The organism is bacterium (genome assembly GCA_026398675.1).
GTDB lineage: Bacteria > RBG-13-66-14 > RBG-13-66-14 > RBG-13-66-14 > RBG-13-66-14 > RBG-13-66-14.
In genome coordinates, this window is sequence record JAPLSK010000121.1 from 1 (window position 1) to 14019 (window position 14019).

The 14019-nt window shown below is 65.9% G+C and carries 7 protein-coding genes; 6 read left to right on the forward strand and 1 reads right to left on the reverse strand.

Going from position 1 to position 14019, the window contains the following annotated elements; translation table 11 throughout:
- From NTW26_02975 to uvrC, 6 genes are all read left to right on the forward strand, one after another.
- Nucleotides 1-1676 (forward strand): VWA domain-containing protein (locus NTW26_02975; GenBank protein MCX7021236.1); only part of this gene is annotated, 1676 nt, incomplete at its 5' end.
- Between the two features lie 101 nt (nucleotides 1677-1777).
- Complete coding sequence (locus tag NTW26_02980; protein ID MCX7021237.1) at nucleotides 1778-5878, forward strand: ATP-binding protein; 4101 nt, start codon at nucleotides 1778-1780, stop codon at nucleotides 5876-5878.
- A 149-nt stretch (nucleotides 5879-6027) separates the two neighbouring features.
- Entirely contained in the window at nucleotides 6028-8049 is a 2022-nt protein-coding gene (locus NTW26_02985; GenBank protein MCX7021238.1) for a DUF1925 domain-containing protein, read from the forward strand.
- On the forward strand, nucleotides 8046-8948 hold the full coding sequence (locus NTW26_02990) for a polysaccharide deacetylase family protein (GenBank protein ID MCX7021239.1): 903 nt from the start codon (nucleotides 8046-8048) through the stop codon (nucleotides 8946-8948). Before NTW26_02985 ends, NTW26_02990 begins: the two co-directional genes overlap by 4 nt.
- Nucleotides 8949-9085: 137 nt before the next feature.
- Nucleotides 9086-10498, forward strand: a complete 1413-nt coding sequence (locus tag NTW26_02995) for a hypothetical protein (GenBank protein MCX7021240.1) — start codon at nucleotides 9086-9088, stop codon at nucleotides 10496-10498.
- 303 nt (nucleotides 10499-10801) lie between these two features.
- A complete protein-coding gene (gene uvrC, locus NTW26_03000) occupies nucleotides 10802-12745 on the forward strand; it encodes an excinuclease ABC subunit UvrC (GenBank protein ID MCX7021241.1) in 1944 nt (647 codons plus the stop codon).
- Between the two features lie 481 nt (nucleotides 12746-13226).
- Here the strand turns inward: uvrC and queA are convergent.
- The coding region (gene queA, locus NTW26_03005) for a tRNA preQ1(34) S-adenosylmethionine ribosyltransferase-isomerase QueA (GenBank protein MCX7021242.1) at nucleotides 13227-14019 on the reverse strand (793 nt) is incomplete at its 5' end.

Sequence of the window (14019 nt, forward strand, 5' to 3'; positions counted from 1 at the left end):
GGCACCTGGCGGCGGCGGGACCGGTCGTCCGCTCCGAGGGCCTCCTGGGCGGCACCCCCGAGAGGGTGGTGGTCCTCTTGGACCGCTCGCTCTCCATGACGGCCGTGGACTCGGGCGGTGAACGGTTCGAGAGGGCCAAGAGCGCCTGCGCGAGGTACCTGAAGCTCTTGCCCGCCGGGACCCCGGTGGATTTAGTCGCCTTCGACGACCGCCCGCGCCCCGCGGCCGAATCGGTGGAGCCGAACGAGGCGCTCGCGGCCCTGGGCGGTGTCGAGGCGGGGCTGGGGGGCACCGATCTCGCCTCGGCCCTGGAGTTCGCCGCCTCCAGGCTGGAGTCCTCCGGGGGAAACGGCGTCGCGGCGCTGTTCAGCGATCTCCCCGCCGGCTGCTTCGACGAGCCGCTCGCATTCCCCTACCCCCTTCTCGTCTACCCCGTCGGTATTTCCGTCCAAAACGGCGGCATCGCCGAGCTCGGAGCTCGGAACCCCCTGCCCCTCGCCGGGGCCGAGCTGGAGCTGACCGCGACGGTCACCGGTCCGCCCCGGGATTACCGGCTGTCCACCGATGGCGAGGAGGTGTCGCTCGTAGAATCGGCGAGCGGGCGGTTCGACATGGGTGTCGTTCCCGTCGAGCCCGGTTGGACGGTCATCCAGCTCACCGCCGAACCGACGGACGCCTTCGGGGTGGACGACGTCGCGCGGCTGGCGGTCCTCGTGCACCCGGCGCCGCGCGTCTTCACCCTCGGCGACGTGGGCCTTTTCGGGACGGCCCTGGATACCGCTCCCGGGCTGGTCGCAAGGACGGCCGACGCCGTCGGGGCCGACGTGTTGCTCTGGAACGCCCAGCAGCCTTTAAGCCCGGCGGAAGAGACGCTCGTAAAAGAGCGGCTGGACGGGGGCGCCGGCCTGATGATCGCCGTGCCGCCCGAGGCGGGCCTCGCCTTTCCCCCCTGGACGGGCATCGGACCCGTGGTCCGCCGGGAGGCGGCGGCGGGGTACAGGCTGGGCCAGATTCCCGAGAACGAGGTCACCCGGCCCCTCGCCGGGCCACTCGGCGAACTGACCCAGAGCGCCGTCGCCGACCGTATCGCCGTTTGCGCCTTGAGCGACGAGTGGCGGGTCCTCGTCCGCTACTCGGGGGGCGAGCCGGCGCTGGCGTGCCGCGGGTTCTCGAGCGGAAGGCTGCTCCTCTGGATGCTGCCCTATCGGCTCCAGGACGGGACCTTCGCGGCCACGGAGGCCTTCCCCTCCCTTTTCAACCAGGCGCTCCGGTTTTGCGCTTATGGCGAGGCCGAACCCGCGGCGTACACCGCGGGGCGGTTCCTGACCGTCCCGGCCTCGGGCGCGGGGAGGCTCACGGCGCCCGACGGCGGGGAGACCGTCCTGGAAGGGGATGGGCCCTGGAGCATCGTCCTCGACCAGTCGGGGGTGTGGAGGCTGGAATCGGACGCGGGCGAACGGATGTTCGCCGTCAACGCTCCGACCGGCGAGGGCGACCTTTCCGTCCTGGACCCCGGCGATTACGGGCTGCTCGGCCCCTCGATCGAGGTGCTGACGGAGGGTGGGCTGACCCCGGAGGCCGTCCCTAGTCCCTTCCCCCTGTGGCGCGTGCTCTTGGCGCTCGCCGTCTTTCTCCTCCTGGCGGAGCTGGCGCTGGCCGACGCCCGGTGGAATTGAAGTTGCGCGCGGTCGGGGTTCCCTAGGATAACGGTCAAGGCCGCGCCGTCGCGGTTTGTGGTATCATTGATTCTCTTAAAAAAAAGCGCCCGTCGGACTCCATGCGGCAAAACCTCCTAAAGTTCAGCTGGATAATTCTCCCGCTCCTCCTCATCGCGTTGACCACCCTGACCCTGTTGTTCGACATCGGGGCCGGCCGGGAGGCGGTGCAGCAATTCGCCGGGGAACAGGAGGACCTCCTGCACTCGGCGGTTTACGGTATAACCGAGGCCTTCAACGACCTCTCCAATTCCATCTCGGTTCTGGCCCACCCCGAGGTCGCGCGGGGTCCGGCCGAGCTCCGAGCGGCCATGGCGGCCGTTTATGAGCATTCCCAGTTGCGCGGCTCCAAGAGCTTCCTCCACATCGCCTTCTACGACGAGACCGGCGGCGCAGCCATCGTCTACCCCCCCGGTTCCACCGCCCCAGCCTTACCCTCGGACAACCGATCCCCGGCGCAGTCCGACGGGGTGAGCGTGTCCCTAGCCCCAACTCAGGACCAGGCCTGCATCGTCACCGTGAGCATTCCGGTACGCAGTACGGTCATTGGGGGTCGGATCGTCGGGTATCTAGACCTCACCCGTGCCCTATCCTCGGGGCGGGACGAGGGCGGTTATCTCTCGGGGATCATCCGCTCGGGGGCGACCTGTTACGTCCTCGACGGATCGGGCGTCATACTCCAAGGTCCCGAGGAGGCAAGGGGTTTCGCTAGAGGCGTAGCTCGGTTCGCCGGGGGCGTAGCTCGCTTCGCTCGGTTCGCTCGGTTAAACCCCCGTCTTTCGTCTCTAGCGGGCCCCGCGCGAGCGCCCGGGAGTCGCGGCCTACGGGGTTTGGGCGGCATTGCGGAGGCGGAGGATCCACGGTCGGCGCTCGTTTCCATCTTCGTAAACAACGGCTACGGCGGTCTCTTCCGCATGACCCTGGCCGACACGCACCGTGAGGCGGTGGGCGTCCTGCGCCCCTTCGAGCTCGGGGGGCACCGCTTGGAGCTCCTGAGCCTCAAGGACTCCGACGCGGTCATCGCGCCGGCGAAGAGCGCCCAGAGACGGTACTCCTTTGCGCTGGCGGGGTTCTTCCTCCTCTTGATGGCGGGCGGCGTCCTATACTGGCGCCACAACATCATCCGCCTGAAAAAAGAACGGGAGGAGACTGATCTCGAGGCTCGGGAACTGGAAATGGTCGGCCTGACGAGCATAAGGGAGATAAGCCAGGCCATCACCCGGGAGCTCGAGCTGTCGCAGCTCCTGGACCTCCTTTGCGGGAAGATATCCGAGGCTCTGGGGCTGGCCGGTCTGCAGGTTCTCGCGCCGGCGGAAGGGCTCGCCAAAGGGCGAGAAGTGTCGTACCACCTGCTGGCGAGCCACTTCTCGGACGAGCTCAAGCGGGCTCTGGGCCGGCGGAGAGGCGGGGGCGGCGAGGGTGCCAAGCCCCTCGGCAACCCCCTCTTCCCGGGCGAATCGCTCCAGCGGGTGATGGACGACGTCGTGGAGCGGATGAGGACGACGGGACGTTCTCTGCGTCTGGGTCACGAAACGGGGCGAACCGAGTCACGCCCCGGCAAACCGAGCGAAGCGAGCTATGCCCCTGGTAAAACTGCGCCCGAAGGGAAAATCCGGGAGGCGGGGGAGGATGGGGGGAGCACACAAACCCCCAGCGACCTCAAACCCCTGTGGGACGACGCCCTCAAGTCGGCTCGGGGGGTCGGGATAGCGGAGCTCGTCATCTCCCCCTTGGAGTCGAAGGACCACTTCGAGGGGGTGGCGGTGTTCCTGCCGTCTAGGGGAGGGATTCCCCTGGAGCTCTACGAGACCTTCGCCGCGAACCTCGCCCAGGCGATTCAGGGCGCGCGCAGCATCGAGCACCAGAAGAAAACGCTCGAGGAGCTGGATCAGGCGTATGGGCGGCTGAGGGCCTTCTCGCGCATCGGCGCCGAGATCGTGCTCCAGAAGAATTTTTACAAGATAGGACAGACGATCGTGGACGCCATCACCACTCACTCGACGTTCTCGCGAGCGGTTCTGTCTCTCGTCGAGGGGGATGAGATGAGGAGGGTGGCGTTCTCAAACCTGACGCAGGAGGAGAGAGAGGATCTCCAACAAAGGCGGCCGTTCAGCCAGGAGGACCTGGAGAGGATAAAGACGAACGCCAGAAAGATCAGCCACTCGTACTACCTGCCCGCGGCGCTGGTTCGGGGGACCATCGGCGAGCAGGGATTGATCTCGACCCGCACGCGGGAAGAGTTCATAGACTGGGACCCCAACGATTTCTTCTTCGTGCCCCTCGATGGGCCCATGGGGATGCTGGGGGTCATATTCGCCCCCACCGAGGCGACGATCCAGCCGCTGGAGTCCTTCGCCCATCTGGCGGCCCAGGCCATCACCACGTCCAAGCTGCGCTGGGAGCTGGAGCGCTCGCAGAACGATTACCGCAACCTCTTCCGCGAGGCCACCGACGCGCTCTTCGTCCTCGATGAGGATCAGAAGGTCGTGGCCTCCAACCGCCAGTTCTCCACCCTGGCCGGCGAGCCGGGGGAGGACTTCATCGGGACGAGCTTTCTGGACCTCGTGATGCCGGACTGGCGGGCCGCGGTTAAGCGCGCCTTTGAACGGGTGAGGTCGGGTCTGGGGCGTCAGGATTTGGAATTCCACCTGCAATCGCGCTCCGGACCGTCGCGCACCGTCGCCATGAGCGTCGAAGCCAAGGCCTTCCCCCGCAACGTGACCGGCGCGGACCTGGGTTTTTCCTCCATCGTAGACGGGGACACCGGCGAGGCGCGGCCTACGCTGCGGGAGGTGATGGACCCCAAGACGGACCTCGACCTGGCGACGGATGGGGGTTACATCCGCTACCAGGGGTCCCTGCGCGACATCACCGCCGCGAAGGAGGCCGAGCGCGAGCTCATGCGCCGACAGGAGCAGCTCAAAATCATCAACACCCTCGGACGGCTGGCGCTGTCCTCCTTCGACCTGGAACCTCTGTTCCGTAAAACCGTGAACGCCATCCACCAGTCCCTGGGTTACGACAACGTCTCCCTCTTCATGCAGGACGCCGAGACGGACGAGCTCGTCCTGGAGGCCCAATCGGGCATCTTCGACGTGCTGGTCGGCCGGGGTTACCGGGTCCCCGTCACCGAGGGCGTCGTGGGGTGGACGGCCCGGTCCGGCGTCACCCGCTACGTCCCCGACACCTCGAAAGACCCCCACTACATCATGCCCGCCGGCATCTTCGAAATCGGGGCGGAGCTCGCGATTCCCCTCCTCGTCGAGGGGGAGGTCAAGGGGGTGCTCGACCTCGAAACGACGCAAACCGAAGCCTTCGATCCGGCGGATATCTCCGCCCTGGAGACGGTCGCCGATCAGCTCTCCCAGGCGATACACAACATCAACCTCTACCAGGAGCTGCGCGAACGCGCCCTGGCGCTCGCCCTGGCCAACGAGGAGCTCTTGAAGGTGGACAAGATGAAGTCCGACTTCGTCTCCATGGTCTCCCACGAGCTCAACACCCCGGTCACCGTCATCAAGGGCTACGCCCAGCTCATGGCCGGTCGCGTCATCGGCGAGGTCAACGAGAAGCAGCAGGACATCCTGGAAACCATCATTGAAAAAGCCGACCACCTGAGCCGTCTCATCATCGAGCTGTTGGACCTCTTAAAAATCGAAACCGGCCAGTACACCCCGGAGTTCTCGACCTTCAACCTGACCAAACTTCTGGAGGAGCTCTTCGTCGAGCAGTCGAAGTACCTCGACATCCCGCGGATGAGCCTGGTCCTGGAGCTTCCCAAGCAACCGATCATCCTCGACGTGGACTTGGCGAAAATCCGGACCGTCTTCATCCACCTTCTTTCCAACGCCAACAAGTTCACCATCGGCGAGGGCACGGTGACCATCTCCTGCGAGGAGGCCGAGGATCTTTACCGATTCACGGTCGCCGACACCGGTATAGGCATTCCCGAGGTCGAGTACGGGCGCATCTTCGAGCGTCTGTACCAGGTGGACTCGACGCTCACCCGCCACTACGGCGGAACGGGCCTGGGCCTCGCGGTGACCAGGGCCATCATCGAACGCCACAACGGCCGCATCTGGGTGGAGTCGGAGCTCGGCGAGGGCAGCCGCTTCATCTTCACTTTGCCGAGGGACACGGGCTCTCCCGTGATACCGGCGTAACATACGGGCGGGTCGGACTGATGCCCTCCCGCCACAGACATGGAGACAAGCAGGCAGACAAGGGGTTTAATATGGGCCCCCCGGCAAACCGAGCGAAGCGAGCTACGCCTCTAGCGAAACCCCTTGTTCCTCCGGGGGTCCGGTTGCTGGTGCCGGTCGTTTTTCACCTGCACCAACCTGTCGGCAACTTTCCCGGAACCTTCGAGTACGCCTATCGTCGGAGCTACGAGCCACTCGTCGGGGCGCTTTCGGCGAGCGGATTGAAGTTCAACCTCCACATCTCCGGGGCGCTTCTGGACTGGCTTTTAGTCAACCGGCGCCCATTCGTCGAGCTTCTGCGTTCGCTCGTCGCCGACGGTCGGCTGGAGATTCTGGGTGGAGGTTACTACGAGCCGATTCTGCCTATGATCCCCTCCGGGGACCGCCACCGGCAGCTCACCCGGCTCTTTAGTCGCGTGGAGGAGATCTTCGGCCGCCCACGGGGCGCCTGGCTGGCCGAGCGGGTTTGGGAGCCGGAGCTGGCCGCCGACCTGGTCCGGGCCGGGTACCGCTACACCCTGCTGGACCACCGGCATTTCCTCGATCTGGGTTGGCAACCCGATGATATGCACGCCATCTTCTCCACGGAGCACGACGGTGAGACCCTGGCGGTCTTCCCGATAGACGAGCCCATCCGGTATCTCATTCCCTGGGAGGAGCCGGAGCGGACCGTGGAGTACCTGGCGGGTTGCCGCCCAATCGCTCCCACCGGGCGCGCCGTCGTGGTCGTGATGAGCGACGCGGAGACGATGGGCCTCTGGCCCGCCCGACAGGGGACGACCTACGACCTTTGTTACCGCGATGGGTGGATGGCCCGTTTCCTGGATGGCCTCTCGACCCCGCCCTGGATCGAGACGGTGCTCCTCTCCGAGGCCCTGGAGCAGGAGCCGCCGCGAAGCCTCGTCTACCTCCCCACGGCCTCCTACGACCGGATGGGGGTCTGGGCCCTTCCTACCGAGGCCCGGAGCCGTCTGGAATCGCTTCCCGGGCGCCTCGTTCATGCGGGCCTGGCCCCGGAGCTCCGGCTGGAGGTCGAGCGTTTCACCCGGGGAACCCACTGGCGCAACTTTCTGGTGAAGTACCCCGCGGCCGGCCGCCTGCACCTGGCCTATCTCTACACCCGTGACCGCCTCACCGGCGTGGAAGACGTCCTGGAGCCCGCCGAGGCCGACCGTCTGCTGGACCTCCTCGACGCCGCAGCGGTGAACGACGTCTACTGGCACGGCCTTTTCGGCGGGGTGTACTATCACTTCCTGCGCCACCACTGCTACCGCTGCCTGGCCGAGGTGCTGGCCCGGCTGGACCGCGGCGCCCGCCGCCGGGTCGCCCTGTGCGACTACGAGAGGCTCGGTCGGTCCGGCGTCGTCGCGAGTGACCCGGCGCAGACGGTGGTGCTGGATCACGGGGGGGCGGTACTGGACTGGCTGTCCAAGGCCCCGCCCGCCGGTCTGGCCGGTGGATTCACCCGTATCGCCGAGCCCTACCACCGGGGCGACGAGCGCGGTTTCACCGTGGACCGGGCCCGGCGCGGATTCTGCCGGCTGGTCGTCATGCCCGGAAAAGCGGCTTCGGAGCGCCTCGTGGCCGGAAAAGGGGAGGCCCTCTTCCCCGAGCTCGCGGGCCCCGAGGTGCGCGGGTCCCGGGTCGGCTTCGCCGGGTCGGTTCCCGTCGGGCGGGGAAGGGTCGAGGTTGAGCTCGTGTACTCCTTTGTCCGGGGCGGGTGGGGTTGCGAAGTGAAAGTCGTCAACCCCGGCCCGAGGCCGGTATCGCTGACCCTGGCGCTGGATTCCTCCCCCTCGCCGCCCAGCGGACCCAGCGACCTCGAGTTGACCTTCCGTTCCGCGGGAAGTCCGGGAGCGGTTCCGCTGGGTGTAACCCGGCGCGACGGGCGCGGGTCCGTCGCCTCATGGTCGCTGACCGACCGCCGGGTGGGCCTTACCGTTAAAAGCGAGGCGGAGCCGGTCGCGGATCTCTGGTCATCTCCCGTAATTACGGTCGAGGGCACCGAGGCGGGGATAAAGAGGAGCTGGCAGGGGCTGCAGCTCGTCTGGGCCTGGTCGGTGCGGCTTGCGCCGGGCGAGGAGAGGCGGATGGAGGCGCGCTTCACCCTTTCCCCCGGCGGTGCTCCGTGACGGCCCCCGATTGGCTTCTATTCTCCTTCGGAGCGGGGCTTCTTTCGCTCGTCGTTTTTCTGCGTTTTTACCACCGGCGGCGCTACGGGACGGTGCGCCCCGAGCCGGTCGTCATCCTGACCTACCACAAGGTGCAGAACCGCCCCGAGCTTGGCGGGACCTGGCTCACCGTGGGGGCCTTCCGGCGGCAGATGGAATTTATCCGCTCCTCGGGGCTCCCGGTCCTCCACCTCACGGATTACCTGGACGCCCTCGGGCGCGGCGGTGGCGCGGAAAGAGGGGTGGTTCTCACCTTCGACGACGGCTACGAATCGGTGTACCGGGAGGCGTGGCCTTTGTTGCGGGAATTGGGGCTGCCGGCTACCGTTTTCCTGGTGACCGGCTACATGGGGCGGTCGAACGACTGGGACCAGCCCCTGGCCCGCGGCGCCTTCCGCCACCTGAGCTGGGCCCAAGCGCGGGAGATGGCCGCCGACGGCCTCGTCCGTTTCGCGAGCCACGGCGTCACCCACCGGGACTTGACCGCGCTGGACGACGCTGAGCTGGAAAGGGAGCTCCGCGAGTCCCGCGCGGCGATGACCGAGGAGTTGGGCCTGGCGCCGGAGGCTTTCAGCTACCCCTTCGGCCGCTTCGACGCCCGGGTGGTGACCGCCCTCCGGGAGGCCGGTTACACTTACGGAATCGCCGTGACGTCGAGGCCGGGGTGGAGCCGTCGAAACCCTCTGGCCGTGGCCCGGACGGGCATGTACTTGACCGACGGCCTGAACTCCCTGGCGGTTAAATTGGGTTTACGTTCGCCGGAGCGCTACTGGGCGGAGGACCTGAACAACCGGATCATCAACCGTTTCACCCTTCTGACCGCCTCCATGCAGAGAAGACGGCGTCCAGGGCGTGGTTGAAAAACCCTTGACACTCCCGGGGGTCCATGGTAAAGTTTCTAAGGTATAATAGCTTTTCAACACACCCTTACGGTGCAAAGGGCCACTCTCTCGTGCACTTATAAGGATTAACTTTCAGCCATACACGGAGGAGACTCATGCGGAAACTCCTGCTGGTTCTTTCTTTGTTGGCCCTGGTGTGCATGGTGCACGCTGAAAGCCCCTTCGCCATCAGCGCCGACAGTACGTTGAGCGTTTCGACCCGGATTCCCGATTTCGTCGGCCTGAACCTGGACCGCTTCCTGGCACGGCCCCAGGAGGAACAGGGCGGGGACGATCTGGGCACCGCGTACGACCCCAACTGGGATTCGGACAGCCTGGAGACGATGAGGAACCCCGAGTACTACGCGTATATTGACAACGCTCCCGATCAGGGCGGAGGCCCGTCGTACAACTGGTATGACATCACCGACGGCACCGAGATCAACTTCGGCGGTCCCGACGACAGCGTGGTGAAGTTGACCCTGCCCGGCCCCTTTGTGTTCTACGACAACACGGACTACCTAAGCGGCGGAACCTACTCGAACGTGTACGTCAGCACGAACTTCCTCATCGGCTTCGAGAGCAAGTATTACAACGACGGCTCCTACGCCGATTACGCGAACCGTCCCGTACCCACCGAGGGTTCCTTATACAACCCCCACACCTTCTTCGCCCCCTTCTGGGACGACGGGGTGAAGCTGGAGAACAGCCACTGCTACCACAAAACGGTGGGCAACAACTTCATCGTCTCCTGGAACGACTGGGGCATCCGGGGGTACGAAGACCTGGTGGACGGCACGGTCAGCCTCCAGGTCGTCCTCAACATGACCACCTACGAGATGAAGGTCAACTACCAGGACACCACGGTGCCCGGTACGGCTCACGATAACGGCGGCAGCGCGACCGTCGGCGTCGAGGACAAGCGTGGGCTCCTCGGGTTCATGTACTCCTACATGGACGGCGTGAAACTGTCCGCGGCCGACGAGATGGCGCTGGCGGTTTTCGTGTACACCCAGCCCGACAACTTCGACTTCGGAGATCCGGGCGGAGACGACCCCGATGCCGACGAAGCCTACGAGGTCGAACAGGGCGATCCCTACGGACCCTTCTCCTGGTCCGCCAGCTCCCAGAACAACCCCTATGGACCCTCGCAGATCGCCTATTCGATTGAAATCTGGGAAGACATTCGCACGGCCGACCGGCTGATTTACCCCGACAACGTGCCGAACTGGTACGAGTCGCAAAAGTTCCAGGACTTCACCAACAGCACCAGCTACACCCTGGATACCTCCACCCTCGAACCGGTCCCCTACGAAAAGCTGGATGCCGACCAGAATACGCTATACATCGACCACTACCAGATAGCGGTTTTCGCCTCCGACGGCTGGGGCTACACCGAGTCCACGAACACCGACTGCCCCGGCGGCACCGATCGCCACTATTGGCTGGACGTGATCGAGCCGACGATGCTCCCCGACGCCGATATTCAGGAGACGACCTGGGGCGCGATTAAGGCTATTTCGTTCTAACCGATTCTTTCCCCGAAAAAAAGGGCGTCCAAGGGCGCCCTTTTTTACACACCGAAGGGGGCATGGGTGGACCTGGGTCTTTTGTCTTTTCCTTAAACGGCGGGGGCGTCCTGTGGGACGCCCTTTTTATGTACGTTAGGGGTGATCCGAGAGGGGCCGATGTGTAAAATTGTTTACCCGAGTCGCCGGGCGTCCAAGGGGCGCCCTTTTTTTATCGCCCACTGTCCGGCCGAAGACGGCGCGCACGGCGCCGGTGCGGCCTGTTTGTTTATCGGGATTCCCCAGTCTGGTATAATTTCGCCCATGGGTGACGACGCGGCGGGACTCGAGCTCAAGCTGAAGAACCTGGCCCACGAGCCGGGCGTCTACCGCCTGCTGGGCGGCGGGAGCCGTGTGCTCTACGTGGGGAAGGCGAAGGATCTGGCGAGACGGGTCCGCTCCTACTTCCAGCCCTCCGGCGCGCCGTCGGCCGACCATCCCCCGCGCATCCGCTCCCTCCTCAAACGGGTGGTGGACTTCGAGGTCACCATCACCACCAATCCCGTCGAGGCGCTCCTGCTGGAGTCGTCCCTAATCAAGCTCCATAAGCCCCCCTATAACGTCAACCTCAAGGACGACAAGCGCTACCCCTACGTCCGCGTGACCACGGAGGAAGAGTTTCCCCGGCTCGTGGTCACCCGCGACACCCGGGCCAGGGGGAGCCTCTTCTTCGGTCCCTTCTCCAACGCCGGGGACATCCGGCGGACCATCCGGACGATTCAGCGGCTCTTCCGGCTGCGCGTCTGCCGCCGCGAGCTCCACGTCTGGTTGGAGCAGGGCGGCACGGCGCCCATGCCCAACTGGCGGCCCTGCCTCCACTACAATATGGACCGCTGCAGCGCACCCTGCGTCGGTTACGCGAGCCGGGAGGATTACGCGAGCTCCGTGCGGACGGCCTGTGAATTCCTCCAGGGCCGCCGGAGCGACGTGGCCGAAATCCTGCAATCCGAGATGCTCGAGGCGAGCCAAAGGCGGGAGTACGAGCGGGCGGCGAAGCTGCGCGATTCCCTGCGGGCTCTGGAATCCGTGATGACCAGGCAGCGCGTGGTCAGCCCTCGGAAGGAAGACCTGGACGTGCTGGCCCTGGCCCGCCGCCGCGGGGAGACGGTGGTGGAGCTTTTAAAAATCCGGGAGGGCTTTCTGCTGGCCGATGAGCACTTCTCCCTGGAGCACACCCGTGGCTCCAGCGACGCCGACGTGCTCTCCGCCTTCACCGTCCGGTACTACACCGGCGCCGACTGGGTGCCCCGGGTCGTGGTGCTGCCCGAAGAGCCCGCCGACCGGGAAGACCTGGAACTTCTGCTGACCCGGCTCCGTTCGGAGAGCTCCCCGATGGTGGTGGCCCGGGCTTTACTGCGCGCCTCGCCGTCCGAGGAGCCGGAGCAGAAACCCGGGCACGTCCGAGTCCGCCTCACCGTGCCCCACCGCGGGGCCCGGCGGGAGCTCCTGGAGCTGGCGCTTAAAAACGCGGAGAAGAACCTCGATGAGGAAATGCTGGCCGAGCTCAGTCGGCACGGTCAGGCCGAGGCGGCCCTGGAGCTGGCCGAAAGGCTGAGGCTGCCCGTGGTCCCTACCCTCATCGAGGGTCTCGACATTTCCAACCTCGGGGCGGAGCAGCCGGTGGCCGGGGTGGTCGGTTTTCGGGGTGGGCGTCCCGCGAAGAACCTCTACCGCCGCTATAAGCTGAAGACCCCCGGTCCCGACGACTGCGCCATGCTGGCCGAGGTCGCCCACCGGCGCTACCCCAAGCTGGCCGAAAGCGACGAGCTGCCGGACCTGGTCCTGGTGGACGGGGGGAAGGGCCAGCTCGGCGCGGTTGTTAACCAGTTGAAGGAAGACGGCCTGGCGGGCCGTTTCGCAGTGGCCGGGCTGGCGAAGAAGGAGGAGCTCTTGTTCCTCCCCGGGCGCTCGACGCCGGTCCGCCTGCCACCGGACTCGCCGGCGCTGCACCTGGTCCAGCGGGTCAGGGACGAGGCCCACCGTTTCGGTCTGCGCTACCACCGGCAACTGCGCCGTTCCGAGGGGCTGCAGTCAATCCTGGAGCGCATCCCCGGCATCGGGCCGAAGAGGCGGAGGGCGCTCTTGGACGCCTTCGGCTCGCTGAAGAAGATTAGGGCGGCGAGGCCGGAGCGGATCGCCGAGGTGAAGGGGATGAGCCCGAAGCTGGCCGCCGAGCTTTTGCGGTACCTGAAGATCCACTACTACTAGGGCCCGGCCCACGGCCGCAAAAAAGGACCCCGAGGGTCCTTCTTTGGAAAGTGGCGGTCGGCGTACCGCCGGGTCGTAAGTTTCGCTTTAACAGAACCTTTGCACCAGGTGGGTGCCTTGGGATCGTCGTCAGCCGTAGGCCGCGAAGGCCCGAGCCGCGTGCGATCCAACCAGGGTCCCGTTCACAGAATTGTTGGTTCTTTTTTACGCTCTGCTTACGGGCCCCGCAGTGGGCGCCGGCCAAAAAAAAGGGTACACCAAAGGAGTCGTCTTGACAAGCCCGAATTCCCTCCACGGCTTATTTTACTGGAATTGCGACGCTTGCGCGAACACCCGTCTTGGATTTTCCCCCCTTTAACCGTAAATGTGCCCTGGCCCGTAGGCGTGCCTCCCCCTAAGAGGGAGAGGGAAAAATGTAGGGCGGGGATTTTAATCCCCGCCACGCTAAACAGAGCGCCGCCACTGGTCATCGACCGGCGCTTTATCCTGTCGGCAGGAGGAGGGTGGCGTCGCCGTAAGAGTAGAAGCGATAACCTTCCGCAATCGCCTCCCGGTAGGCGTCGAGAATCCGCTCCCTCCCGGCGAGGGCCGCGACCAGCATCAAGAGGCTGGAGCGGGGGAGGTGGAAGTTGGTGAGGAGCCCGTCCACGGATTTGAACCGGTATGGGGGGTGGATGAAGAGCTCGGTCTCGCCGGAGGCCGCCGTGACGATGCCGGTCTCGTCGGCCGCCGCCTCCAACACCCGGGCGGTGGTGGTGCCGACGGCTATCACCCGGCGCCCCTCGAGCCGGGCTCGGTTGACGCCGCGCGCCGTGGATTTGCCCAGCGTGAAGCTTTCGGTGTGCAGCCGGTGGCCGGTCAAATCCCCCTCGGGGAGAGGGGCGAAGGTGCCGTAGCCCACGTGGAGGGTCAGGGTGAGCCACTCTACCCCCCGCGCCCGAAGCCGCTCTAAAAGGTTGGGGGTGAAATGCAGACCGGCGGTGGGCGCCGCGACGGAGCCGGGGTAGCGCGAGTAGATCGTCTGGTAGCGGCGCGAGTCGCGGGAATCGGCCCCGGTCGGCCGTTCGATATACGGCGGCAGGGGCGCCTCGCCGAACTCGTCCAGAATCTCGGCCATCGGCCGCGACCCCGCCAAGCCGAGGACCACGACTCCCCCCTCCAGCTTGGCCAGCACCTCCCCGGCCAGCTCCCCGCGGAAGTCTATCCTAGTTCCCAGCTTGAGCCGCTTGCCCGGCTTGGCCAGGGCGGTCCAGCGGCCGTCGCCCAGGTCGCGC